Below are 25693 nucleotides of genomic sequence, written 5' to 3'. Positions count from 1 at the left end.
TCATGTCGCGACTAATCGGCATCGTGATGGACCCCATTTCGGCCATCAATATCAAAAAAGACAGCAGTTTTGCGATGCTTTTGGCCGCTCAGGCCAAAGGCTGGACTATCCAATATATGGAACAGCAGGATTTGTATCTGAGCCAGGGAAAAGTCATGGCCAGTATGCGAGATCTGCATGTCACCGAAGATGCCAATAATTGGTTTCAGTTAGGCGAAGCCAAAACACGCAGGCTGAACGAGCTGGATGCGATCCTGATGCGCAAGGATCCGCCGTTTGATATGGAATATATCTACAGCACTTATCTGCTGGAACAAGCTCAGTCTGAAGGTGTATTAGTGGTGAATCATCCGCAAAGCCTGCGTGATGCTAATGAGAAATTATTCACTGCCTGGTTTCCACAATGCTGCCCGCCGACCCTGGTGACTCGCAAGAAAGAGCTGATGCGGGAGTTTCAGGAACAGTACGGCGATATTATTATCAAACCTCTGGATGGCATGGGTGGCGCATCGATTTTCAAGGTCAGTCAGGGCGACCCCAATTTTTCAGTGATCGTCGAAACCTTAACCGATCAAGGCAAAAAATCGGTGATGGTGCAGCAATATTTACCGGCCATCAAAGATGGTGATAAACGCATTTTACTGATTAACGGCGAACCGGTGCCCTATGCTCTGGCACGGATTCCTGCAGCAGGTGAAACTCGCGGAAACCTGGCAGCAGGTGGTCGCGGCGAAGGTCGCGAATTAACCGAGAGAGATCGCTGGATCTGCCAACAGGTCGGCCCGAAATTACGTGAGAAAGGTTTGTTATTTGTTGGTTTGGATGTGATTGGTGATTATCTTACCGAGATCAATGTCACCAGTCCGACCTGTATCCGCGAATTGGATCGGCAATTCAATCTGAATATTGCCGGGGATTTAATGAATTGTATTGAGGCGCATTTATGAAGACTGTTTTACACAGCCTTTTATTGGTTATTGGTCTAACTTTGTTAACTGCTTGCGGTGACAGCGATCGGGCGTTACAAGCCAAGTTTTATGCATTTGGCACTGAAATTGACGTCAGTCTTTATGGTGTTGATCAGGAGGCCGCAGCCAAAACCATTGATGCGTTGGAACAGTCCTTTTCCGATGTAAATGATCTGTGGCATGCATGGCAGCCCAGTGTATTGACCAAAATCAATGATGCCATCGCTGCTGGCGAACCAATTGAAGTCGATGACAAAGTCGCCTCAGTTATTTTACTGGCACAGACTTTGGCCCGTGAGAGTGGTCAATTATTTAATCCAGCAGCCGGAAATCTGTTCAAACTATGGGGCTATGAGCAGGATAACTGGTTTGAGTCCCGCCCTCCGCCAGCCCAGGATGATATTGATGCCTGGCTTGCTGATAGCCCGACTATGGAAGATATTCAGATCGAAAATGGTCTGTTAACCAGTAACAATACCAATGTTCGCCTCGGCTTTGGCGGCTTTGCCAAAGGCTATGCTGTTGATAACGCGATCGCTATATTGCAACAACAGGGCATTCAACATGCTGTAGTTAACATAGGTGGCGATTTACGCGCTATCGGTAAACATGGTGAGCGGCCTTGGATTATTGGTATTCGCCATCCGCGACATGACAGAGTTCTGGCTTCCGTTGCGGTCAGCGATGATGAGAGTGTTTTCAGCTCTGGCGACTACGAACGATTTTTTATTTATGAAGGCAAACGTTATCCACATATTTTGGATCCACGCACTGGCTATCCTGCCGATCAGGCGATGTCTTCCACCGTGATTCATGAGAATGCTTCGTTGGCAGATGCTGCTGCTACCGCTATTTTTGTGGCGGGAAGAGACTGGCCAACAGTTGCTGCTGACATGGGTTTGAATATGGTGATGTTGGTCACAGCAGATGGCGAAGTTGAAATGAGTCCAGCGATGCAGCAGCGTGTCAGGCTAACCGGACATGATCGTGAACCTATTATCCGCGACATTCCGCAAGAGTAATTAAATGATTCGCACCTCAAGCGCCACTGATCGCTTTATTCTGACCATTATTGGCTCAGTAATTTTGCATGCGATTGTGGTGCTTGCCGTCAGCTTTACTGTGACCTCTCCGCCGACCAATGCGCCGGTCAATCAGCTGGATATCACCTTGGTCAAACAGCAAACCGAACAAGCTCCGGAAGAACCTAGTTATCTGGCGCAAGTCACCAATGAAGGTGGCGGTGAAACCGAAGAAAAATCGCCAGAACCTACACCAGACATGGCTGTACCGATTGCCGAAGAACCACCAGCATCAACTGATCCATTACCTGCTCCAATCACTGAACTGGTTCCTGTGCCAGTTGAAACTGTGCCCCCTGAACCGGTACTGGATGAAACTCCCATAGTTGAAGATGTGCCTGCCGTAACTGAACCTGTCGTGGTTGAAGCAGCGCCAGAACCACCCGTGGTTGAGACACCTGCAGAACCTGTTGAGCCTAAGCCAGAGCCAGAAACCGCCAGCAAAAAAGTCACTACCGAGAACGCCGAGCGTAAAGTTGAAACAACGGAAATCGTTACCGAGTCTGTTGTTGATGCGATCGAAACCATCGAGATGGAACCCCCCAAGTTATCAGGTTCCGAGCTTATTGCCCGGGCGCGCAATGAAATTGGTTCCTTACAAAGCGCCATGGAGAACAACAGTAAGTCGCTAAGTGAAACCCCGAAAAAGCGTCGTATTTCAGCAGCGACTAAGGAATATTCCGCTGCAGCGTATATGCGGGCCTGGGAAATGAAAGTCGAACGGATCGGCAATATGAATTATCCACAGGAAGCCAAGGATCAAGGCATTAACGGCAGTTTGATGCTTTCCGTTGATATCAAACCGGATGGCAGTGTACCGCCGGATGGCATTGTTGTGTCTCGCTCATCTGGGCATAAAGTGTTGGATGATGCTGCAGTTCGCATTGTGCGTTTAGGCGCACCGTATGCTGCTATCCCCGAAGATGTGCTTCAAGGCAGCGATATGCTGACCATTATCCGTACCTGGAAGTTTGAAAGCGCTAGGGGTATGTCAGCTCGCTAGATGAAGCTAACTAGCTTGGTTTTGCTGATATAACTGATAACCGATTTCAGCTTTACTGCGATTGTTATAGGCCAAGTTCAATTCTGTTTTCAATCGTTCTGCCACTTGCTGCAGTACCTCAAGTGAACCGTGACGTAATTCGAGTTCAATTTCATGAATCATCGCACGACGGTCGCCCGAACCGGCTTCACCAAAATCGTAGGCCAGTTCAATCAAGGTTTCCTGCGAGGCTTCCAGCATGCGAATGTCGCGCTCGAATTCGGTGAAAAACAACCGTTGTAATTGCTTCCAGCTGCCACTGTCATCAACGATCGGTGCCAATGGTGTCTGACGTAACAATGGCAGATCAAACTCGCCATTCATAATGGGATGCTCCCATTCTTCACGCTGATGCAGGCCATCTTTAACCTTTCCACTGGTCTTTACCGTTTGCAGCCACTGGTCATCAATTTGCCGCATCCGTAAGGCAATGCCCTGTTGTTTCAGTTTCAATTGTGGCGTATCAAAATATTCGGTACGCAGCTGCAGCTGTTTTTGCTCATGAGTCATCGCTTGCAACCAATCCAAATCAGCAAGGTTGAGTTTGCTATCGCCATTCACGGCGAGTTTCATTTCCTGTTCAAGACTCATTTCAGTAACGGCTTTAAATAATGTCCGGTATGCGAACGTGGATGTTCGGCAATCTGTTCGGGCGTACCGACGGCAATGATTTCACCACCACCAGCACCACCTTCAGGTCCCATATCAATCACCCAATCAGCGGTTTTCACCACATCCAGATTATGTTCAATCACCACAATGGTATTGCCACGATCCCGCAGATGGTGCAGCACTTTCAGCAGTTGCTCGATATCGTAAAAATGCAGACCCGTGGTTGGTTCATCCAGAATGTACAGCGTTTTACCGGTATCGCGTTTTGAGAGCTCTTTGGCCAGTTTAACCCGCTGTGCTTCACCGCCGGACAGTGTTGTAGCGTTTTGTCCCAGCTTGATATAGGTCAGGCCAACATCAATCAGCGTTTGCAGTTTTTTGGCCACCACCGGAATGTTTTCAAAAAACACATTGGCATCTTCGATGGTCATATCGAGCACTTCGGTAATGGTTTTGCCTTTATAGCGAATATCCAAAGTTTCTCGATTGTAACGCTGACCTTTACACACATCACAAGGCACATAAATATCGGGCAAAAAGTGCATTTCCACTTTAATCAGGCCATCACCCTGACAGGCTTCACAGCGACCGCCTTTGACATTAAAACTGAAACGTCCTGGCCCATAACCTCTAGCTCGTGCTTCCTGAGTACCGGCAAATAATTCACGAATCGGCGTAAATAAACCGGTGTAAGTCGCCGGATTGGAACGAGGTGTTCTTCCGATCGGGCTTTGGTTAATCGCCACCACCTTATCTAACTGATCCAGTCCTAGAATTTCTGTATGTGGAGCCGGTTCTTCCGAAGCGCCATTCAGGGTTTTGGAGGTCAACTTGAGCAGGGTTTCATTAATCAACGTGGATTTACCGGAACCTGATACGCCGGTGACACAGGTCATTAAACCAATCGGAATATCCACATCGACATGTTTCAGGTTATTACCACACGCACCACGCAGGCCAATTGACTTGCCGGCATGAGCGGCTTCACGTTTCGCCGGAATTTCGATTTTACGGCGACCTGACAGGTATTGGCCGGTGAGCGAATGCTCACTATCCATAATGTCTTGTGGTGTACCACGTGCCACAATCTCACCACCATGTACACCGGCCCCCGGCCCGATATCCAGCACATAATCGGCACTGCGGATCGCATCTTCATCATGCTCAACTACGATTACCGTATTCCCCAGATCACGTAGTCGAGTCAGCGTCGCCAGCAAGCGATCATTATCACGTTGATGCAGACCAATTGACGGTTCATCGAGGATATACATAACGCCAACCAGACCGGCACCGATCTGACTGGCCAGACGAATACGTTGGGCTTCACCACCTGATAAGGTATCGGCACTACGCGCCAGCGACAGATAATCCAATCCGACATTGACCAGAAAACTCAAACGGGCACTGATCTCGCTGACAATCTTGCTGGCGATTTCTCCACGCTTACCAGGCAATTCTAATTGCTGGAAAAAGCGGGTGGCTTCACCAATTGGCATCGCAGTAATTTCGGGCAAATTGGTTTCATTAATAAACACATTACGTGCAGATTCGGTTAAACGTGTGCCATGGCAATCGGGACATGCTCGAATTGAATGAAACTTGGCTAGTTCATCACGAACGCTGCCAGATTCAGTCTCGTGGTATCGGCGTTGCAGGTTAGGAATTATCCCTTCAAATGCATGTTTACGGCTGACTCGTTTGCCACGATCACTGATATAGCTGAAATCAATTTCAGTGCGACCACTGCCATACAGAATCACTTGGCGGACATTCTCAGGCAATGAGTCAAATGCCGCATCAATATTGAATTGAAAGTGATCTGCTAATGACAGAATCATTTGGTAATAATAAGCATTGCGACGATCCCAACCGCGAATCGCACCAGCGGCCAAACTCAGCTCCGGATGAGCAACGACGCGTGAGGGATCGACAAACTGTTTAATGCCCAGACCATCACAAGTTGGGCAAGCCCCGGCGGGGTTATTAAACGAAAACATCCGTGGTTCAAGCTCTGCAATCGAATAACCACATTCGGAACAGGCAAACCGTGCAGAAAACAGAGTTTGGTCGGTATCATCATCCATCGACACCACTTTGGCCACACCATCGGCTAATTTCAGAGCCGTTTCAAATGATTCTGCCAGTCGTTGTTGAAGATCTTCACGCACTTTAAAGCGGTCAACTACGGCTTCTATCGTGTGTTTTTTGCGTAATTCCAGCTCCGGCGGATCATCCAGTTCAACCACTTCTCCGTTGACTCGGGCACGAACAAAGCCTTGAGCTCGCAGCCCCTCAAACACTGACAGATGCTCGCCTTTACGGTCTTGAATCACTGGTGCCAAGAGCATTAAGCGCTTGCCTTCGGGCATGGCTAACACGGTATCAACCATCTGGCTGACGGTTTGTGCTTCCAACGGCAAATGATGGGTCGGGCAACGTGGCTCACCGGCGCGAGCCAACAATAACCTCAGGTAATCATAGATTTCAGTAATCGTGCCGACGGTGGAACGTGGATTATGCGAAGTCGATTTCTGCTCTATGGAAATAGCAGGTGAAAGCCCCTCGATATGATCGACATCCGGTTTTTCCATCATCGATAGAAACTGTCTGGCGTAAGCTGACAGAGATTCTACATAACGCCGCTGACCTTCCGCATACAAAGTGTCAAAAGCCAGTGACGATTTGCCTGATCCAGACAAGCCGGTAATCACAATAAGCGCATCTCTGGGCAGGTCCAGATCAATGTTTTTCAGGTTGTGAGTACGGGCGCCGCGAATACTGATACTTTTCATGCCTGTTCCGTAGTAAAATCGAACGGATCAATATACTCTGTCACCCTATCATGACGCAAAAGCAAGCCACATCTGACGCACTCAGTGCGCTGGAGAAACGCACTATTTCCGGTTTATCACTCATATTCGCCCTGCGAATGCTTGGGTTGTTTATGATTCTGCCGGTATTTTCACTCTCCGCCCAACAATATTCACACAGCACGCCGATATTAATCGGTCTCGCCATCGGTGCCTATGGATTAACTCAAGCCTTGTTGCAAATTCCGTTTGGCATGCTCTCTGATCGAATTGGTCGTAAGAAGGTCATCTATATAGGTCTGATCCTGTTTGCTTTGGGCAGCTTGCTGGCAGCCATGGCAGACTCCATTTATACCGTCATATTAGGTCGCCTGTTACAAGGCAGCGGCGCGATTGCTGCGGTGGTGATGGCCTTAACAGCTGATCTGACTCGCGATCAACATCGCACCAAAGCCATGGCCGCAATTGGCATCAGTATCGGTTTATCATTTTCGGTGGCATTAGCCGGCGGCGCCGCTTTAGAAAGCTGGATTGGTCTGGATGGTATTTTCTGGGCCACTGCGCTGATGGCCATTTTTGGCATGATTGTGCTTCGGTGGTGGGTGCCCACTCCGTTTAAACACAAACAACATCAGGATATGAAACCAGCCCGCGCGCAAATTGGTGAGGTATTAGCAAACACTTCAATTATGCGACTGGTGGTCAGCATTCTAGTACTGCATTTATTGCTTACCTTGAGTTTTTTTGCACTGCCCATCGCTTTGCAGGATTTTGCCGGGGTGGCTAAGGCGGATTTAGCGCTAACCTATTTACCCGTTTTATTACTGGCATTTATCAGCATGGTGCCGTTTATTCTGATCGCAGAAAAACAACGCAAAATGAAAATGGTGTTTATCGGGGCAATTGCTGTCCTGGCTGTTGCTCAAATTGGTTGGGCGTTATTGCCAAGCTCATTAGCCATGCTGATGATTTGCTTATGGTTATTTTTTACCGCATTTAATATTCTTGAAGCCAGTCTGCCTTCGATGATGTCAAAACTAAGTCCGATTAAAAACAAAGGCACGGCGATGGGCATTTATTCCAGCGCCCAATTTATTGGAGCCTTTCTTGGCGGTATTTTAGGCGGAATAATCTACAGTTTTGGCGATATCAGCTGGATCTTCTGGTCTGCCGGAATCATCAGTTCTTTGTGGTTGCTGCTGATGCTACCCATGCAAGCGCCAAAACATTACAGTAGTCGGATTATTCCGTTAAACGAAGTGACGGCAGAAACAGCAGATGAGTTTGTTGAACGGCTGAATGCCATTAAAGGTGTGGCCGAGATTGTGATTGTGCTGGAAGAACGTATTGCCTACGTTAAATATCTCGCCGATGATGTCGATTTAGAAGAGCTGGAAGCGTGCCTTATTTATGCGTAGCTCGAAGCGTCTCTGATTTATGCGTAAAATGAACAACAATTTGAATTAGTAAAGGAATTCACCATGTCAGTAAACAAAGTTATTCTGGTTGGCAGACTCGGGGTCGATCCTGAAAGCCGGGCTTTTCCTAATGGCGGCTCGATCTGTAATTTGCGGATTGCTACTTCAGAAAGCTGGCGTGACAAACAAACCGGTGAGCGCCAGGAGCGTACCGAATGGCACCGGGTCGTGTTACGCAACAAGCTGGGTGAGATTGCACAGCAATATTTGCGTAAAGGCTCTCAAGTCTATATTGAAGGCCGTATTCAGACGCGTAAATGGCAAAATCAGCAAGGCCAGGATCAATACTCAACAGAAATTATTGCCAATGAAATGACCATGCTAGACAGCAAAGGCGCCGGTGGTGGCGGTAGCAGTGATAATCAGGATTACAATCAAGGCCGCCCTTCTCAACCAGCAGCGAAAAGTAACTATAACAACCCACAACCGGCCTCAGCTTCTGCCGGACCGGATTATGGTTCTGGTGGTGAAGCAGATTACTATGATGATGATATTCCGTTCTGATCATCAACAAATACTTACAAAACAGCCCCTGAAAATAGGGGCTTTTTTTTGGAAAATGAACCGGAAACACCACTCAAACCGCTCCAAGATTGGGCGTTAACACTAAGTAACGCACAAATAAGGTGCGTTAAATAAATTCATTGCGCCCTGCCAATCCAATCAAACCTTTGTTTTTATTAACTATAAAACCTTTTAATTGGGTTGGCCTGAATCCTGCGTTAATAATCATAGCGTGTCAGAGGTGTTTTAATCGCACCAAAAGAACAGCAATAGGTCTCTAGGGTTCCGGTTATGCAAATAACGTCTGGACCGAGAGTGACCGACCTTCACAGCGAAGGTTACACGGAGGGATAAAAGCCCGGGAGATTGTTTGAATAAAACATCTCTTTCACCGTGTTTTTAACCTTAAGCTGTGAGGTATTACCCAAATGAAGCATTCATTCTTCCGTATTTGCAGTGTATTACTGCTTTCTTTTTCTGCTCTGCTCTCCCCGCTATCAGCACATGCTGAAACCAAAGATAAATTCAGTATCGCCTGGACCATTTATGCCGGCTGGATGCCTTGGGATTATGCTGATAACGCAGGCATCGTTAAAAAGTGGGCAGATAAATACGATATCGAAATCGATGTCGTGCAGATCAACGACTATATCGAATCCATTAATCAATATACTGCTGGTCAGTTTGATGGCTGCACCATGACCAATATGGATGCGCTCACTATTCCTGCCGCAGGCGGAGTAGATAGCACAGCTTTAATCATCGGCGACTTCTCAAATGGCAACGACGGTATTGTGCTGAAAGGCTCCGATAAAACGCTTGCCGATATTAAAGGTCAACGCGTAAATCTGGTCGAATTATCGGTTTCCCATTACCTGCTAGCTCGTGCGCTGGATAGCGTGAAGATGAGTGAACGTGACGTCACTGTAGTAAATACGTCAGATGCTGATTTGGTGGGCGTGTTTAATGCCGCCGATGTCACATCCACAGTGACCTGGAACCCGTTACTCTCCGAAATCACTGCAGTGCCGAATACCACCAAGGTATTTGATTCATCCGATATCCCAGGCGAAATTATCGACATGTTAGTGGTTAACACTGAAACGCTAGAAGCGAATCCGGCTTTTGGTAAAGCGTTAACCGGCGCATGGTATGAAATCATGGCCAAAATGCAAGCTGGTGATGAAGAAGCTTTGACCATGATGGCGGAAGCTTCGGGAACCGATCTCGCTGGTTACAAAGCTCAACTCGATGCCACCAACATGTTCTACACCGCAGCTGAAGCCGTCAGTTTTACTGAGAGCGAACAACTACAATCCACCATGAAACACATCACTGATTTTTCTTTTGATCATGGTTTGCTGGGTGATGGAGCAATGAATGCTGACTTTATCGGTATTGCCTATCCCAACGGTGAGGTGGCGGGTGATACAAATAACGTCAAACTCCGGTTTGATTCCAGCTTTATGAAAATGGCAGCGGATAACGCTCTCTAAAGTAAGTAAAACAGGGAGTTTCTCGTGAAGAGAATTATCAATCAGCGTCCAGGCATATTAGGGAAATGCATTCTGGGTCTGTTGCCCTTCATTGTCATTGGACTGGTGTATTTTTATTTTTCCAATGAACGGCTGGCGATTAACCCGAATGATAAGCTGATGCCGTCATTCCAGTCTTTTGTAAATGCCATTTCCTATATGGCGTTCGAGCCGAACAAACGTACAGGTGAGTACTTACTGTGGGCGGATACGGCGGCTAGTTTACAAAGGCTGGGGTTAGGTGTGGCCATCAGCGCGCTGATTGGTCTGGTGGTTGGTATTATGATCGGTATTATTCCTCTCGTCAGAGCAGGAATAGCGCCGGTGATCACCATCATTTCACTAGTGCCGCCTTTAGCCATTCTGCCGATATTGTTCATCATTTTTGGCCTTGGTGAACTTTCAAAAGTGATGCTAATCGTGCTGGGTATTACGCCTTTTCTGATTCGGGACGTACAACTCAGGGTAATGGCATTACCCAATGAAATCATCATCAAAGCCCAGACATTAGGTGCCAACAGCTGGCAACTGATTCTGCGGGTGGTGTTACCTCAAGTGTTACCCAAGTTGATTGATGCGGTTCGCTTGAGTCTGGGCTCGGCGTGGTTATTTCTGATTGCAGCAGAGGCCATCTCCTCCACCGAGGGCCTTGGCTATCGGATTTTCCTGGTTAGACGTTATATGTCGATGGACATCATTTTGCCCTACGTGGTGTGGATCACGCTGTTGGCATTCCTAATGGATTTTCTATTAAGACGCCTGTCAAAAAGCGTTTTCCCCTGGCATTCGACTGACCAAGGGGAAGGCAAATGAACGATATTAAAATCAAAAACCTTTGGAAGGAATATGGCGACAATATCGTGCTGGAAAACATCAATCTGGATGTCAAAGCCGGCGAGTTTGTCACGCTGGTTGGTGCTTCAGGTTGCGGCAAAACCACCTTTCTGAAAATGCTGTTAGGAACCGAACAACCCACTCGGGGTGAATTACTGTTAAATGGTAAACCGATACCCAGTGAACCCGGCGCTGATCGAGGCATTGTGTTTCAGAAATACTCGGTATTTTCTCATCTCAACGTTGTAGAGAACGTGATGCTGGGTGAAGAGTTTAAGGAATCTCCAATACTGGGTCGCTGCTTTGGTAAAAAACGTCAGGCCATTCGTGAGCGAGCAGTTGCTTTGTTGGAAAAGGTTGGTCTCGACCACGCTTTAACCAAATATCCCAGCGAATTGTCAGGAGGTATGCAGCAACGTCTGGCAATCGCTCAGGCATTAATTAAACAACCGCAGATCCTGTTACTGGATGAGCCGTTTGGTGCACTTGATCCAGGTATTCGATCCGATATGCATGAGTTGATTCTGGATATCTGGCGCGAGACCAATATCACCATTTTTATGATCACCCATGATTTGTCCGAGGGCTTTTCATTAGGCACTCAACTGCTGGTATTTGATAAACAACGACATGATCCGGATCAGCCAAACCGTTATGGGGCGTCGATCACCTATGACATACCGGTAGGACGTTCCAGAAAACAATCAATAAGTGACATTCAAGAAAAATTAACGACGCAACAGGTTAAACAAAATGACTGAAATTACCCAAGACAAAGACGTTTTATATCAGGACACCCTACCAGGCGGCGCCCACTGGTCAATGCTGATGCGCAAAGGTACCACCCTGCGGCTGATTGATCAGGATGGCGGCGCCAATGTCGGCATGTTGTTTTATAACCCGGAGAATACGCTGGAACGCTACAACGCTCCTGATACCTTGAAATGTCAGCACACATTTAAACTGACCAAAGGTCACTGTCTTTATTCTGATATGGGCCGCATCTTCTGCTCGATCACTGAAGATACCGTTGGCTGGCACGATACCGTTGGTGGCAATCTGACCAATGCTGCGTTGCAGGCTAAATGGGGTGTCAAAAATTACCAACAGTTTCGAAATGATTGGACCATCAGTGGCGAACAGGCGTTTTTAGTCGAGTTAGCCAAATACGGTCTGAATAAACGCGATATGGCAGCCAACCTGAATCTTTTCAGCTGCATAAAAACCGATGACCTAGGCAATCTGACCTTTGTGGAAAATCACAGTAAGGCCGGAGATCACATCGATTTACGCTTTGAAATGGATACCCTGGTGCTGTTCCACACCTGCCCGCACCCGATGAATACGGCAGCAACCTATCCGAAAAACTCCGTTACCTATCAAATCCGTAATGCTGCCGCTGTCACTGAAGACGATGTGTGCCTGAATGCCTGTGCCGAAAACCAGCGTGGTTTTGAAAACAACCGTCTCTATCACCTGTGTGGACATCATTAAAAAAGGACAAACAGAACGTGATTAAAGAAAGTCATTTGAATACCAATGAAGCCGCCCGTTACGAAGAAGTACTGGCCGGTGATTACTGGATGAAGCCACTGCTGAAAAACCAAACGCTGCGTATCGTCGATCTGCACGGTAATCAGGCAGCCGACATTCTGTTTTATAGCGCCGCTGATCCTGCAGAACGCTATAGCGCAATGGACACCATACGTGAGCAGAAAAATGTGTATCTGACTGCCGGTACGACATTGTTGAGCAATATGGGCAATCCGATGCTAACCATTATCGCTGATACCTGTGGTCGCCACGATACGTTGGGCGGTGCCTGTGCTACCGAATCCAATACTGTGCGTTACGCCCTGGAAAAGAAAACCATGCACGCCTGTCGTGATAGCTGGATGCTGGCTGTTGCTGAAAATGAACAGTTTGGCATCAGCAAACGCGATATCACTCATAACATTAATTTTTTCATGAATGTACCGGTTACCGAACAAGGTGGATTGACCTTTGCTGACGGTATTTCAGAAGCCGGTAAATACGTTGAATTGCAGGCCGAAATGGATGTCATCGTGTTGATTTCCAATTGTCCACAGCTCAATAACCCCTGTAATGCCTACAACCCTACTCCGATAGGCCTTTACATCTGGGATTGAACAGAACAACAGCAATAACGTGTTTTAAGACGACTTGAAACACGCCGGAATTAAGTGGGACGACCCACACCTTGAGATGATAAAACCATGTTCAAGAAGATTTTAATTGCCAACCGCGGGGCTATTGCCACCCGGATTATCCGCACCCTTCATCAAATGGGCATTCAGGCCGTAGCGATTTATGCCGAAGCGGATCGAGACTCATTGCATGTCAGCACAGCTGATGAAGCTTTTTCTCTTGGAGAAGGCCGCGCCGCAGACACTTATCTGAATCAGCAACGCATTCTCAAAATTGCCAAAGAAACCGGCGCACAAGCCATTCATCCCGGTTATGGTTTTTTAAGTGAAAACCCCGACTTTGCCCGACTTTGTGAAGCCAATAATCTGGTTTTTCTGGGGCCGACACCTGAGCAGATGGAAGCGTTTGGCCTGAAACACAGCGCCAGAGCGCTGGCTCAGCAGAGTGCTGTGCCGTTATTGCCCGGTTCAGAATTACTTGAGGATATTGAACAGGCGATCGCTATCGCTCAAACCATTGGTTATCCAGTGATGCTGAAATCCACCGCCGGCGGTGGTGGTATCGGCATGAGTCGTTGTGATAACGAAGATGAGCTGAAAAATGCTTTCAATTCAGTTAAACGGCTGGGTGCCAATAATTTTTCCAATGATGGCGTGTTTATCGAAAAATTTATCACTCAGGCACGACATATCGAGGTGCAGATCATTGGTGATGGTCAGGGTCATGTGCTGGCACTGGGCGATCGGGACTGCTCCAGTCAGCGACGTAATCAGAAAGTTATCGAAGAAGCTCCGGCGCCAAATATTCCAGACAATGTTCGTCAGTCTATGCACGAGGTTGCGGTTCGGTTAATGGCAGCAGTCAAATATCGTAGCGCCGGTACCGTCGAATTTGTCTACGACGCCCAGTCACATGATTTTTATTTTCTGGAGGTGAATACCCGGCTGCAGGTTGAGCATGGAGTGACCGAAGCCATTTATCAGGTGGATCTGGTGCGCTGGATGATCGAGGTCGGAGCGCAGGAAAACACTTTACCGGTGGAGGCCCCTGAACCTCACGGTCATGCGATACAGGTGCGTTTGTATGCCGAAGATCCATTCAAAAAATTCCAGCCATCAGCCGGACTGTTAACCGAAGTCGTATTTCCACAATTGCCCGATCTACGTATTGATCACTGGATCAAACCCGGCATCGAGATCTCGCCGTTTTTTGATCCGATGCTAGCCAAAGTGATCAGCTTTGCAGAAACACGCGAAACAGCGCATGCGAAACTACTTACAGCACTGAAACAAATCAGTATCTACGGTATTGAAACCAATACCGATTATCTCAGCCATATTCTGAATGATGCGGCCTTTTTATCCGCCAGCATCACCACCCGTTATCTGGACAGTTTTGTCTACTCCCCCAATACCTTTAGTGTTTTATCGCCGGGCACCATGACCACAGTGCAGGATTATCCTGGCAGGCAAGGTTATTGGGATATCGGCATTCCGCCTTCAGGGCCTTACGACAACTGGTCGTTCAGGCTGGGTAATCGTCTGCTTGGCAATACCGAAGACTGTGCCGGACTGGAAATTACATTGAGCGGCCCGGAACTGGTATTTAACTGCAGCAGCCAAATTATCATCACCGGCGCCACCATTGAGGCCAAACTCAATGGTGAGCCGATTGATTGCTGGCAAATTTATTCAGTGTCTAGCGGCGACAAACTAACGCTGGGGCAAATCAAAGCCGCTGGTACAAGAGCTTATCTGCTGGTTGCCGGTGGCATTCAATGCCCGAATTACCTGGGTTCACGCTCCACCTTTACCCTGGGGCAATTTGGTGGCCATGTCGGTCGTACTTTAAAAACCGGCGATGTTCTTCATTTATCAGACGAAACAGCAGTCGTTGATTTAACAACAACGCCTGCCGAATTAATCCCAGAGATAACCACTCACTGGGAAATTAAGGTCATCTACGGCCCGCATGGCGCGCCGGATTTCTTTACCGAACAGGATATTGAAACGTTTTTTGCTGCTGACTGGAAAATTCACTATAACTCCAGCCGAACCGGCATACGGCTGATTGGCCCACGTCCGGAATGGGCCAGAAACACTGGCGGTGAAGCAGGATTACATCCTTCCAATATTCACGATAATGCCTATGCGGTGGGCACCATTGATTTCACCGGTGATATGCCGATTATCCTTGGTCCCGATGGTCCGTCATTAGGCGGTTTTGTCTGTCCGGCCACCGTGATCACAGCAGAACTGTGGAAAATAGGCCAATTAAAAGCTGGCGATACCGTGCGTTTTATTCCTGTGTCGATTGAAACCGCCAGAGCCATGGAACGGGCTCAACTGGAATCGCTAAGCAATTTGACGCAACAAACTGTTGAGGTTGCCCCCACAGCAATTGGTTCGCCAATCTACGACACGCTGGTGTCGCCGGATACCGGTATAGATGTTTGCTACAGATTGGCCGGCGATCATTATCTGCTGGTCGAATATGGTGAACTGAAACTGGATATCAATCTGCGTTTTAAAGTGCACGCGTTGATGTTGTGGTTACAGCAACAAAATATCAAAGGATTACGTGAACTCACCCCGGGTATTCGTTCGCTGCAGATCCACTACGATGGTCTGCAAATTTCACTGGAAACTCTGGTCGGTATTCTCAAACAGGCCGAACAAGAAATCAGCAATATCGAAGAAATGGATGTACCTGCACGTATCGTGCATTTACCGATTTCCTGGAATGATGAAGCCTGCCAGCAAGCCATCCAGAAATACATGCAATCGGTACGACATAACGCGCCCTGGTGTCCGGATAATATTGAATTTATTCGCCGGATAAATGGGCTCAGCTCGGTCGATGAAGTGAAACGTATTGTGTTTGAAGCCAGTTATCTGGTGATGGGACTGGGTGATGTCTATCTGGGGGCGCCGGTCGCGACACCACTGGATCCCAGACACCGTCTGGTCACTACCAAATATAACCCTGCCCGCACCTGGACTGCCGAAAACTCCGTTGGTATCGGTGGATCCTATCTGTGCGTTTATGGCATGGAAGGTCCAGGTGGTTATCAGTTTATCGGCCGGACCCTGCAGATGTGGAATCGTTATCTGCAAACCACTGAATTCACCAAACCTTGGTTGTTACGCTTTTTTGATCAAATCAAATTCTATGAAGTCACTCACGATGAATTGGTACAGATCCGCCGGGATTTTCCGCAAGGCAATTATCCGCTGAAGATTGAAGAAACCACCTTCAATCTCAAACGCTATAACCAGTTTATTGAGCAGCATAAAGAGTCGATTGACAGCTTTACCCGCCAGCGTGAACTTGCCTTTGAACAGGAGCTGGAGCACTGGAAACGCGAGGGTCTTTTACATTTTGATAGTGGTAATGAACCGCAGATCATCGATGAAGAAAGTGCACCTTTGCCGGAAAATGCTATTTCCGTTGATAGTCCGCTCAACTGTAGTGTCTGGAAAGTCGAAGTGGAAATTGGCTCGTTCGTACAAGAAGGCGATGTGTTGATGATTCTTGAGGCAATGAAAATGGAGATCCAGATAACCGCAACTCAAGCCGGTACCGTCACAGAAATTAAACGACAGGCCGGTGCGCAAGTTGGTATGGGTGATCGTCTGGTCGTTATTTCTGGGGAGGCTGAATAATGGACATGACCATTGATGCCATCCATCAGGCCTATCGTGATGGCAAGCTCTCTCCGCATAAACTGATTGATGAGGTGCTAAAACGCGCCGCCACCTATGCTGATCGAAATATCTGGATAACCCTGTTATCGCGGGAGGCTATTCAGCCTTATCTGGATAATTTAATCGGTCAATCACCTGATAAATTGCCGTTGTACGGAATTCCGTTTGCGATAAAAGACAATATTGAGTTGGCCGGTGTGGATGTCACCGCTGGTTGCGAAGCCTATCGTTACACGCCAGAGCAATCTGCTCATGTGGTGGAGCTATTAATTGCCGCCGGGGCGATTCCGATTGGTAAAACCAATATGGATCAGTTTGCCACCGGCCTGGTCGGTGTGCGTTCACCGGATAAATGGGGAGCCTGTCAGAACAGTTTTGATCCTGAGTATATTTCCGGTGGTTCAAGTTCAGGTTCTGCGGTAGCGGTCGCATTGGGGCTAGTGAGTTTTTCTTTGGGCACCGATACTGCCGGATCTGGTCGGGTACCGGCTGCATTTAATAATCTTATTGGCTTAAAACCTTCGCGAGGCTTGCTCAGTAATCACGGCGTAGTGCCGGCCTGTAAAAGCCTGGATTGCATGTCTATCTTCAGCCTGACTACGGATGATGCAAACCGGGTATTTGAAGTGGCGGCGGCATTTGATTCGAAAGATGATTATTCTCGGCCAAATAAAGATACCAACCGAAAAAATTATGGCCATATCTCAGCTGACAGCTTTAATTTTGCTATCCCACAAGCTGGGCAATTAGCGTTTTTTGGCGACCATGAAACTGAGCAGGGCTTTTATAAAACCCTTGAAACACTGAAAAATCTTGGCGGCATCTGTCATGAAATAGATTTTGAGCCCTTTCTGACCGCTGCCAGATTGTTATACGAAGGCCCTTGGGTGGCAGAACGGCGGATTGCCACTGCCAACGTTAAACGTGAAGCTATGCTGCCGGTGTTGCAACAAATTCTCGATAGTAATAACACCGCTTCAGCCGAAGATCTGTTCAGCGCCGAGTATCAATTGCAACACTGCAAACAGCAGGTTACGCCGTTGTTGGAAAACTTCGATTTTATTCTGACTCCTACCGCCGGCACGATTTACAAAATCAAAGAGGTTCTGGCGGAACCCATCAAACTCAATAGCCAACTGGGTTATTACACCAACTTTATGAATCTGCTCGACTGCAGTGCAGTTGCCGTTCCGGCAGGCTTTAACTCAAACGGATTACCGTTTGGCGTGACACTGTTTTCCAGAGCCTTCAGTGATACCCGCTTATTGTCTTATGCCAATCAACTGCAACAAACATTGAAATTACCGTTGGGTGCGACCGCGTTGCCATTACCTGATTCACGCGCAATAAACTCCGGAGTGACGGATCGGATAAAGGTCGTTGTCTGTGGAGCGCATTTAGAGGGACAGCCGCTTAACTGGCAATTACGGGAGCGTGGCGGCAAATTAATACGCGCCACACAAACCAGCCAGGATTATCGGCTTTATGCCTTACCCGGCGGACCACCCGCCCGACCAGGCTTGGTCAGAGATGAACACCAAGGTCAAGCAATTGAAGTTGAGTTATGGGAATTACCCACCGCTAACTTTGGTTCGTTTGTCGCTGGCATCCCTGCCCCGTTAGGTATTGGCAAAGTGCAACTGGCCGATCAGCAATGGTACACGGGCTTTATCTGTGAACCATATGCCATCACCAATGCCACCGATATCAGTCATCTTAAAGGCTGGCGGACTTACGTTCAGCAGCAATAAACAGCTTCATTTTTAAAACAAACCTAGCCGGAATCAATCCGGCTTGGCTTTCCTGCAGCAAAAAAACTGGCCGCTATTTTTACGGGCATCGACTCTTCCATTGATTCCCACTCGCAACAGTGGGAGTATGTTGACTCGCCTTTTTTATCAATAGAAGTCTATGAACAAAATTGAATACACCACGATTCGCCCATTAAGAACCTTAAATCTGCTGTCCCAGGAAGAAATTCAACGCATCAGCAATAGCAGCGAAGATTTGCATCGTTTATTTCGCGATTGTGCTCTGGCAATTTTAAATACTGACAGTTATCAGGATGATGCCGAGCAAATTCTGCATACCTATGCCGATTTTGATATCAAATTGGTGCCGCAATCACGTGGCGTTGTACTGGAAATCAAGAATGCACCGGCCCAATCGTTTGTTGACGATAAGATTATTCGTGGTATTCAGGAGCATTTATCATCGGCGTTGCGTGACATTGTTTATACAGATTTCAAAATCCTTGCCGGGCAAACCTCACCAACCTCAGAACAGATAACCGATAGTGTGTTTATGATTCTGCGAAATGCAGATGCCATCAAACCCAATACCACCCCGAATCTAGTGGTCTGTTGGGGTGGTCATTCAATTCCTCGTGAAGAATATGATTACGCTAAACATGTGGGATATGAACTGGGTTTAAGAAATCTCGATATCATTACCGGCTGTGGCATCGGTGCTATGAAAGGCCCGATGAAAGGTGCGGCGGTAGGTCATGCCAAACAACAGGTAAAAACCGGCCGTTATATCGGCATCAGTGAACCGGGTATTATTGCTTCCGAATCACCTAATGCCATCGTCAATGAACTGGTGATCATGCCGGATATTGAAAAGCGCCTCGAAGCATTTGTCCGTCTGGGTCACAGTTTTATTGTGTTTCCAGGTGGCGTCGGCACAGTCGAGGAAATATTCTATTTACTGAGCATTTTGCTGCATCCGGAAAACAAACAAGGTATTCCACTGGTATTTGCCGGTCCGGAATCCTGTCGCGAGTATTTCGATACGCTGGATAAATTCCTGCGTCGTTGTCTGGGCGATGAAATTGCTGAGCTGTATCAAATTGTTATCGGCGAACCGGCAACTGTTGGACATATCATTCGCGAAGCTGTGGATAGCGTGCATCAAGCGCGTCGGGAATCACAGGATGCCTATTACTTTAACTGGCAGTTGCATATTGATCCGATGTTGCAACAGCCGTTTATTCCCACTCATGAAAATATGGCATCTTTAAGGTTATATCCGGATATGCCGCGTCATGAACTGGCCAGCAACTTACGTTCAGCATTTTCCGGGATTGTTGCCGGTAATGTTAAAGCATTTGGTATTCGCGAAGTGGCGAAACACGGGCCTTACATCATCAACGGCGATCCGGATTTAATGCGAGCCATTGATGACTTGTTACGTATCTTTGTCCGCGAAAAACGCATGAAACTGGGACAAGACGAAAATGCCTACAAACCCTGTTACAAGCTGCTGGATTAAACCAGCAGCTTAGGGGCTATTTAGGCCTCGTCATGCAGGTGAAATACTTTATTCATCACCTGCCATTTGCCATCAATTTTCAATAAATTGAAAAAATCGGTAAAGCGATGACCGGTCCAATTATCTGATTCGAGCCTGACGCTGGCCGCGGTGCCAACCACATCGATATGAGTAATCTTCGACTGCATATCTTTGGCTGGACCATTTTCATCATTCCAGTCATATAAGCCCTGAATGGGACCAGCAAATAAATCCGGACCAACATAACCGTAAATGGTGGCATCCTGATGAAAGGCCGGTTTCATAAGCTCACCCCGGCCTGAAACGGCACCATCTATGTAGTGCTGTATGACTTTGGTGATAGCTTCGTAATCACTGATTGAAGTAGCGGTATTGGACATGGAAATCTCCTTGTTGGTTAGGAATCTGTCCAACATAACATAAACTTTTCGGGGATATTTCCCGCTACAAGCTCACTTAAAACGGTTGTCAGGAAATGATTTTCAACTGCTTTACGTAAATCAACTCACAGGCATTGGCACCGATATCTTCGCGGCTAAGCGAACTGCGCCAACGCCAACCATCATCAGCATTCACATTTACCAAATAGCCCTGCAGGGTAATCAATTGTCCGGGACTAATCTGCTTAAGCGTTCTGGCGACCTCATCATTAGCCGGGATCAAATGCATATTGGCACTTTGCGTTTCAATACTCCGGCGCGGAATCGGAAATGAATCAACCTGCCAGAAATACCAACGACCGGACTGGCGAATATTGATCTGTTTAACAACTTGGGGATCCGCCATTTCTCCCCAGCCCAATACCAAATCGGTGGGAGATAAATCGGCTTCACGCCCCAACCAATAGTCTTCCCGAGCCAAGACTCTGGCCTCCAGAGCAAATTCCGCTACAGGCTGAATCGCATACTTATCAAAAGAAATTGGCTGCAAACCTGACACCTCAGATTGCTGAGGGGCTTGATCAATGACTTTGTCAGGAGCGGCATAGCTGATCTCAGCCGTTGAACAATGACGCCAGCCGAAAAAAATCACTACGATAATTAATAGCCAGCGCCACATAACGATGCCTAGCTAACCATCAATTCGAAAACGCCTGGCAGCCAGGAAAACCAACAGCAACACCGGTATTCCCATTAATGCGGTCAGCAAAAAGAACTGTTCATAGCCAATACTCTCCACCATCGTGCCGGAATAGCCGCCGAGTATTTTCGGCAACAAGGTCATCAGCGAACTGAAAATGGCATATTGCACTGCCGTGAAAGAGATATTGGTCAGGCTGGATAAAAATGCAATAAACGCGGCACTGGCCATACCGCCGGACAGATTGTCAGCAGATATAACGATATACAGCATCACAATGTCATTACCCATTTGGGCCAGTAACATAAACAACAGATTGGTCAGTGCAGATAACACGGCTCCGATAAACAGAATGCGCATCACCCCAAAACGTAAGGCCAGAATACCGCCGAGAAAACCACCAACAATGGTCATAAACAAACCAAAGGTTTTCACCACCGTAGCAATTTCCGGTTTGGTAAAGCCCATATCCTGATAAAAAATATTCGCCACAACGCCTAGCACAATATCGGATATACGATACAAGCCAATCAGCAACAGCAATAACAACGCCATCGACATGCCGTAACGTTTAAAGAAATCCTGCACTGGCTCCACATAGCTGCGATGCACAATACTCTGCTGAACCCAGCCCATTAATATCAGCATTCTGGCGATAATCACTGCCACAATGGTTGCCAGCACCAAACGCACCATCTCAACCGCTACCGCCGCCAAAGGTCCATTATTCAACACCGAAAGTAATTGCAATCTTGCCTGAACCGCCCAGTCACCGGTGAGATAAAAACAACCGATAAACCCGCTTATCGACAATGCAAATGTCAGCATCAACCCAAGATAATCACGCTTGCGATCTTCATGAACCTTTTTATTTACTTCCGGCTCTGGGCTTAACAAGGTGGTGGCCACACCAATCAACATCAACGCGGCCATAATTAAATAGCTTTGACGCCACGCCAGATAATCATATTCACCCATTTCCGAGCCAAAATAACTGGCTAACATCAACGCACCGGCACCGGCCATCAGCATGCCGATTCGATATCCCGCGATATAACTGGCAGACATTAATGCCTGCAAACGAGTATCCGCAGACTCGATACGATAGGCATCAATCACCACATCCTGCGTCGCGGCTGAAAAGCCCAGTAACACGGCCGCAACAGCCATTAAGGTCAGCGAGTGCGTTGCCGGATCGACCATTGCCATCATTATTATCGAGGCAATAATCATCAGCTGTGACAGAAATAACCAACTACGTCGCCGACCTAACAGCCGATGCAAAATCGGTAACGGCAAGATATCCAGCAGTGGAGCCCAGACAAATTTGAAGGAATAACCCAGCGCCGCCCAACTGAAATAGGTAACTGCGCTGCGATCAACGCCCGCTTCACGTAACCATAGGCTGAGGGAGGAAAAAATCAGTAATAACGGCAACCCCGCTGCAATACCGAGAAACAGCATGGTGACAACTTGGGGGGTAAAAAAAGCCCGCAGACTTTCCTGCCAGGAACGGATACTTGCAATCAAACGTAAGCTCACTGATGAGGTTTAATTCGCTAAAGTAACATTGACGCTGCCTGCAATCCACTCTGAAATGACTGTCGGATCAAGATAGCAATATCTATTGGCACATCCGCATATGGATTATGAGAAAATACCGAGAACTCATACACACGAATTTTTAATGGCTAAACAACGAAAAATCATTCACGTGGATATGGACGCGTTTTATGCCTCGGTTGAACAACGCGACTTTCCTGAGCTGAAAGGCAAACCGTTGATCGTTGGTGGTCAACCTGACAGCCGTGGCGTCGTTGCCGCCTGCAGCTATGAAGCGCGCAAATTTGGTATTCATTCTGCAATGGCCTCATCGCGGGCCTATCGCTTATGCCCAGAAGCCATTTTTGTCCGTCCCCGTTTTGACGCCTATAAAGAAGTATCCAACCAGATCCGCGAAATATTCTGGCGTTATGCCTCAGAAGTCGAACCGCTTTCTCTAGATGAAGCCTATCTGGATGTCACTTACACTGAATCGTTTAATGGCTCTGCCACGTTAATTGCCAAAGCCATCAAAGCTGAAATCCTCGCCGAGACAGGCCTTACCGCTTCAGCCGGCGTCTCCTACAATAAATTTCTCGCCAAAATTGCCTCCGATATGGACAAACCCGATGGCCTTTATCTGATCCGCCCAGAACAAGGTCAGGAATTTGTAAACAAACTACCCATCGGCAAATTTCACGGCATCGGCCCCGCCACCGAAACCAAAATGAAAAACCTCGGCATCCATACCGGCAATGACTTACGGCAGAAATTCTTAACCGAACTTACCGAACGCTTCGGCAAATCCGGTCAGTATTATTACAACATCGCCCGAGCCATCGACGAACGGCCCGTCCGCAGTCAACGTATCCGTAAATCACTGGGCAAAGAAACAACTTTTGCCGAAGATATTCTCTCCGTCCCCGAGCTAACCAACATCCTGCTCGACCTCTCAGAACAAGTGCTCGACAGCCTCAACAAACACAATATGCAAGGTAGAACGGTCACCGTCAAAGTGAAATACTCTGACTTTCAGCAAGTCACCAGAGCACAAACGATGGATCAAAGTATTGGCTTTGCTGATTTGCTGGAATGGATTCCGAAGTTGTTGGCTCGGACTGAAGCTGGGCTTAAACCGGTTAGGTTGGTGGGGTTGAGTTTGAGTGGGTTTGATTTGCCGGTGGTTGATGAGAAGATACATCCGCAGTTAGATTTGGTTTTAAGTGACAATAACTTAATGAAAAGATAATAAGTTCTAAAAAGGCTTTGTTATGAATCAAATCAATCTCACCGAAGCTCAATTAGACCGTGTTATTTACTCATTGTGGGACTTTCAACAAGCGCTCTCTGCACTGACTTTTCTACTAGAAGAGTGCGAATACAAAGAGAAATATTCACGAGTAGAGCTTCGACGATTTAAGTGCTTCGAAGCAACGGCAATCATATCTTTTGCAAGACCGTTTGTAACTTCACGCGGTAAAACAACTCTTGGGCTAAATTCGTTAGGTATTCAACTAAGCAAGAAACAGAAAGAACTTAGAGATAAGCTTATTTATATTAGAAAAACAATCGTTGCCCATTCAGATGAAGAGGAAATGCACTTCCGGAGCCATACATTTGATATTTCGGATTTTGATGCAAAGATGGCGCATTTCCAATTTGACGAGGGCCTGCATCTTTCCGAAGCCGATGTCTGGAAGTTCGTAGAACTTCTTCACTTTTTGAAAGACGGTATCTTTAAACGATTATTCAATTTGGCCCAACATCAGCCAGAGATGCTCAACAAATATAAGCAACCCACCAAATAGGCTTAGTTCAACGCGTAGGGTGAGTTAAGCCCGTAGGTTGGGTTGAGGTACGAAACCCAACAATCTGATTGATATTTTCGACCTTGTCGCTGCCGCTGGGCGTTCATTTATTTTGCTTGTCCAAAATAAACGAACCAAACAAAAAGACAGCCCATGCTTGCCCTGCGGGTTCCCTGTGCTTCTCAATCAGTTTGGAACATGACGAAAACTCGCTGCGCTCAAACACTCGTCATGTTTGATCCAAACTGATCTGCGATGCTCGGCTTCGCATAAGGGCGTTATCAGCACTTTTTGTAGGTTGGTGCTGAGCTTGCGAAGCCCAACAATGAAGATTTATGTAATGATTGTTGGGTTTCATTTCATTCAGCCCAACCTACAGCCATTCCCAAATTCCCCTTTTGTGTTGGCGAGTAGCGGCTTTTTGTCAGGATTAGAGACTTACCTGTTTGAGCGCAGCGAGTTTGGTGAGTCTCCCTGACAAAAAACGCAACGCAGTGAAGCCGCAGGCCAACACATGGGGTGCCTTTTCTGTTCGTTTTCTTTGGTGCAAACAAAGAAAATGAACTCGCCCCATAGGGCGAAACCTTGTGCCAAAAAAATTTTGATTTGTTGGGTTTCGTACCTCAACCCAACCTACATATGCCACCAAACTCCGACTGATCGGAAATGACAGATTCTGTTGAGCTTCATTGCATTTAGCCCAAATAAACAGGCAATACACTACATATTAAGCTTTTGATTTAAATTTATTTTTCAAAATTTTAAAACGGCTAAGAGCACATTTCACAAAATTGCCATCCTTGTGCTTAAATTGCTTCTTCAAAGCTTTTTTAACTTCCCAAGTGCCTTTATAACCATTCGGGAACACCACTAAATCACCAGCTTTAAATGTTGTTGATGGGCCACCATCGGCAGGTGTCATTTCACACTCACCTTCAATGATATAAGCGATTTCTGTCGTGACAAACGCCCACGGGAAAACCGATACGCCTTTTTCCCATGTTGGCCAGTGAGCAACGCCCAATTTTTTTAACACTGCTTCACTCGGGTTGCTATCAACTGTAATTTCTTTCATTTTCATTCCTAAAGTTAGATTTACCTCCCAAATCAGAAGGTTCTGAGATGAAAGATCGTTTTTGCTCGCCCTATTTTGCCTACCTTTTATCGATAAACCGAATTTATCGACCACATTCAATGTTTGACCAAGGGCAATTTGCCATAATGA

Annotated in this window: 21 protein-coding genes and 1 riboswitch; of the genes, 15 read left to right on the top strand and 6 right to left on the bottom strand. The window is 47.1% G+C overall.

Annotated elements, in window-relative coordinates; genetic code table 11:
- The first annotated feature begins 2 nt into the window (after positions 1-2).
- Genes gshB through A9E74_RS04610 form a run of 3 tightly spaced genes read left to right on the top strand, consistent with a single transcriptional unit; the run spans position 3 to position 3053 of the window.
- Positions 3-947 carry a glutathione synthase gene (gshB, locus tag A9E74_RS04620; RefSeq protein WP_069295476.1) on the top strand — a complete coding sequence of 315 codons (945 nt, stop codon included), beginning with the start codon at positions 3-5 and terminating at the stop codon, positions 945-947.
- A complete protein-coding gene (locus A9E74_RS04615) occupies positions 944-1990 on the top strand; it encodes an FAD:protein FMN transferase (protein WP_069295475.1) in 1047 nt (348 codons plus the stop codon). Before gshB ends, A9E74_RS04615 begins: the two co-directional genes overlap by 4 nt.
- 4 nt (positions 1991-1994) lie before the next feature.
- Positions 1995-3053: an energy transducer TonB gene (locus A9E74_RS04610; RefSeq protein ID WP_069295474.1), complete on the top strand. Its 1059-nt coding sequence runs from the start codon at positions 1995-1997 to the stop codon at positions 3051-3053.
- 6 nt (positions 3054-3059) lie between these two features.
- Here the strand turns inward: A9E74_RS04610 and A9E74_RS04605 are convergent, their stop codons facing one another.
- Positions 3060-3683, bottom strand: a complete 624-nt coding sequence (locus tag A9E74_RS04605) for a CYTH domain-containing protein (RefSeq protein WP_069295473.1) — start codon at positions 3681-3683, stop codon at positions 3060-3062.
- Positions 3680-6499: an excinuclease ABC subunit UvrA gene (uvrA, locus tag A9E74_RS04600; protein ID WP_069295472.1), complete on the bottom strand. Its 2820-nt coding sequence runs from the start codon at positions 6497-6499 to the stop codon at positions 3680-3682. The genes A9E74_RS04605 and uvrA overlap by 4 nt, the downstream gene beginning before the upstream one ends.
- A 50-nt stretch (positions 6500-6549) precedes the next feature.
- On the opposite strand from uvrA, the gene A9E74_RS04595 reads away from it, so the two are divergent.
- From A9E74_RS04595 to ppnN, 10 genes are all read left to right on the top strand, one after another.
- Complete coding sequence (locus A9E74_RS04595) at positions 6550-7935, top strand: MFS transporter (protein ID WP_069295471.1); 1386 nt, start codon at positions 6550-6552, stop codon at positions 7933-7935.
- Positions 7936-7998: 63 nt separating this feature from the next.
- Entirely contained in the window at positions 7999-8499 is a 501-nt protein-coding gene (ssb, locus tag A9E74_RS04590) for a single-stranded DNA-binding protein (RefSeq protein WP_069295470.1), read from the top strand.
- A 266-nt stretch (positions 8500-8765) separates the two neighbouring features.
- A riboswitch (guanidine-I (ykkC/yxkD leader) is annotated at positions 8766-8866 on the top strand.
- A gap of 61 nt (positions 8867-8927) precedes the next feature.
- Complete coding sequence (locus A9E74_RS04585) at positions 8928-9995, top strand: putative urea ABC transporter substrate-binding protein (RefSeq protein ID WP_069295469.1); 1068 nt, start codon at positions 8928-8930, stop codon at positions 9993-9995.
- A gap of 24 nt (positions 9996-10019) precedes the next feature.
- A complete protein-coding gene (locus A9E74_RS04580) occupies positions 10020-10847 on the top strand; it encodes an ABC transporter permease (RefSeq protein WP_069295468.1) in 828 nt (275 codons plus the stop codon).
- Positions 10844-11629, top strand: a complete 786-nt coding sequence (locus tag A9E74_RS04575) for an ABC transporter ATP-binding protein (RefSeq protein WP_069295467.1) — start codon at positions 10844-10846, stop codon at positions 11627-11629. Before A9E74_RS04580 ends, A9E74_RS04575 begins: the two co-directional genes overlap by 4 nt.
- Positions 11622-12362 (top strand): urea amidolyase associated protein UAAP1, encoded by a 741-nt coding sequence (locus A9E74_RS04570; protein WP_069295466.1) that lies wholly within the window; start codon positions 11622-11624, stop codon positions 12360-12362. Before A9E74_RS04575 ends, A9E74_RS04570 begins: the two co-directional genes overlap by 8 nt.
- A 17-nt stretch (positions 12363-12379) precedes the next feature.
- Positions 12380-13018, top strand: coding sequence for an urea amidolyase associated protein UAAP2 (locus tag A9E74_RS04565; protein ID WP_069295465.1), 639 nt, complete (start codon positions 12380-12382; stop codon positions 13016-13018).
- Between the two features lie 87 nt (positions 13019-13105).
- Positions 13106-16702, top strand: a complete 3597-nt coding sequence (gene uca / locus A9E74_RS04560) for an urea carboxylase (protein ID WP_069295464.1) — start codon at positions 13106-13108, stop codon at positions 16700-16702.
- Positions 16702-18495: an allophanate hydrolase gene (gene atzF / locus A9E74_RS04555; protein ID WP_069295463.1), complete on the top strand. Its 1794-nt coding sequence runs from the start codon at positions 16702-16704 to the stop codon at positions 18493-18495. The genes uca and atzF overlap by 1 nt, the downstream gene beginning before the upstream one ends.
- A 160-nt stretch (positions 18496-18655) precedes the next feature.
- Positions 18656-20017, top strand: a complete 1362-nt coding sequence (gene ppnN, locus A9E74_RS04550; protein ID WP_069295462.1) for a nucleotide 5'-monophosphate nucleosidase PpnN — start codon at positions 18656-18658, stop codon at positions 20015-20017.
- Between the two features lie 20 nt (positions 20018-20037).
- Here ppnN and A9E74_RS04545 read toward each other — a convergent pair whose 3' ends face one another.
- The 3 genes from A9E74_RS04545 to A9E74_RS04535 all read right to left on the bottom strand — a co-directional run bounded on the left by A9E74_RS04545 (position 20038) and on the right by A9E74_RS04535 (position 22648).
- Positions 20038-20418, bottom strand: coding sequence for a nuclear transport factor 2 family protein (locus A9E74_RS04545; RefSeq protein ID WP_069295461.1), 381 nt, complete (start codon positions 20416-20418; stop codon positions 20038-20040).
- A gap of 88 nt (positions 20419-20506) precedes the next feature.
- On the bottom strand, positions 20507-21097 hold the full coding sequence (locus A9E74_RS04540) for a hypothetical protein (RefSeq protein WP_069295460.1): 591 nt from the start codon (positions 21095-21097) through the stop codon (positions 20507-20509).
- 12 nt (positions 21098-21109) lie between these two features.
- A complete protein-coding gene (locus A9E74_RS04535; protein WP_069295499.1) occupies positions 21110-22648 on the bottom strand; it encodes an AmpG family muropeptide MFS transporter in 1539 nt (512 codons plus the stop codon).
- 157 nt (positions 22649-22805) lie between these two features.
- On the opposite strand from A9E74_RS04535, the gene dinB reads away from it, so the two are divergent.
- Both dinB and A9E74_RS04525 read left to right on the top strand, forming a co-directional pair.
- Positions 22806-23909, top strand: a complete 1104-nt coding sequence (dinB, locus tag A9E74_RS04530; protein WP_069295459.1) for a DNA polymerase IV — start codon at positions 22806-22808, stop codon at positions 23907-23909.
- Positions 23910-23931: 22 nt separating this feature from the next.
- On the top strand, positions 23932-24468 hold the full coding sequence (locus A9E74_RS04525) for a hypothetical protein (protein WP_218104286.1): 537 nt from the start codon (positions 23932-23934) through the stop codon (positions 24466-24468).
- Positions 24469-25195: 727 nt separating this feature from the next.
- Here the strand turns inward: A9E74_RS04525 and A9E74_RS04520 are convergent.
- Entirely contained in the window at positions 25196-25543 is a 348-nt protein-coding gene (locus tag A9E74_RS04520; protein ID WP_069295458.1) for a cupin domain-containing protein, read from the bottom strand.
- Positions 25544-25693: the final 150 nt, after the last annotated feature.

This window comes from Methylophaga muralis (assembly GCF_001720165.1).
GTDB classification, from domain to species: Bacteria; Pseudomonadota; Gammaproteobacteria; order Nitrosococcales; family Methylophagaceae; genus Methylophaga; species Methylophaga muralis.
The sequence above is the reverse complement of the archived record's forward strand: the minus strand, read 5'-3'. Positions and strand labels throughout refer to the sequence as shown.

What these genes read in the sequence shown, in the direction of transcription:
- A9E74_RS04575 (WP_069295467.1), top strand. Translation starts at nt 10,844, where the DNA reads ATGAACGATATTAAAATCAAAAACCTTTGGAAGGAATATGGCGACAAT.
- A9E74_RS04540 (WP_069295460.1), bottom strand. Translation starts at nt 21,097, where the DNA reads ATGTGGCGCTGGCTATTAATTATCGTAGTGATTTTTTTCGGCTGGCGT.
- A9E74_RS04525 (WP_218104286.1), top strand. Translation starts at nt 23,932, where the DNA reads ATGAATCAAATCAATCTCACCGAAGCTCAATTAGACCGTGTTATTTAC.
- atzF (WP_069295463.1), top strand. Translation starts at nt 16,702, where the DNA reads ATGGACATGACCATTGATGCCATCCATCAGGCCTATCGTGATGGCAAG.
- A9E74_RS04585 (WP_069295469.1), top strand. Translation starts at nt 8,928, where the DNA reads ATGAAGCATTCATTCTTCCGTATTTGCAGTGTATTACTGCTTTCTTTT.
- uca (WP_069295464.1), top strand. Translation starts at nt 13,106, where the DNA reads ATGTTCAAGAAGATTTTAATTGCCAACCGCGGGGCTATTGCCACCCGG.
- ppnN (WP_069295462.1), top strand. Translation starts at nt 18,656, where the DNA reads ATGAACAAAATTGAATACACCACGATTCGCCCATTAAGAACCTTAAAT.
- A9E74_RS04545 (WP_069295461.1), bottom strand. Translation starts at nt 20,418, where the DNA reads ATGTCCAATACCGCTACTTCAATCAGTGATTACGAAGCTATCACCAAA.
- A9E74_RS04520 (WP_069295458.1), bottom strand. Translation starts at nt 25,543, where the DNA reads ATGAAAGAAATTACAGTTGATAGCAACCCGAGTGAAGCAGTGTTAAAA.
- A9E74_RS04615 (WP_069295475.1), top strand. Translation starts at nt 944, where the DNA reads ATGAAGACTGTTTTACACAGCCTTTTATTGGTTATTGGTCTAACTTTG.
- ssb (WP_069295470.1), top strand. Translation starts at nt 7,999, where the DNA reads ATGTCAGTAAACAAAGTTATTCTGGTTGGCAGACTCGGGGTCGATCCT.
- A9E74_RS04570 (WP_069295466.1), top strand. Translation starts at nt 11,622, where the DNA reads ATGACTGAAATTACCCAAGACAAAGACGTTTTATATCAGGACACCCTA.
- uvrA (WP_069295472.1), bottom strand. Translation starts at nt 6,499, where the DNA reads ATGAAAAGTATCAGTATTCGCGGCGCCCGTACTCACAACCTGAAAAAC.
- A9E74_RS04605 (WP_069295473.1), bottom strand. Translation starts at nt 3,683, where the DNA reads ATGAGTCTTGAACAGGAAATGAAACTCGCCGTGAATGGCGATAGCAAA.
- A9E74_RS04610 (WP_069295474.1), top strand. Translation starts at nt 1,995, where the DNA reads ATGATTCGCACCTCAAGCGCCACTGATCGCTTTATTCTGACCATTATT.
- A9E74_RS04595 (WP_069295471.1), top strand. Translation starts at nt 6,550, where the DNA reads ATGACGCAAAAGCAAGCCACATCTGACGCACTCAGTGCGCTGGAGAAA.
- dinB (WP_069295459.1), top strand. Translation starts at nt 22,806, where the DNA reads ATGGCTAAACAACGAAAAATCATTCACGTGGATATGGACGCGTTTTAT.
- gshB (WP_069295476.1), top strand. Translation starts at nt 3, where the DNA reads ATGTCGCGACTAATCGGCATCGTGATGGACCCCATTTCGGCCATCAAT.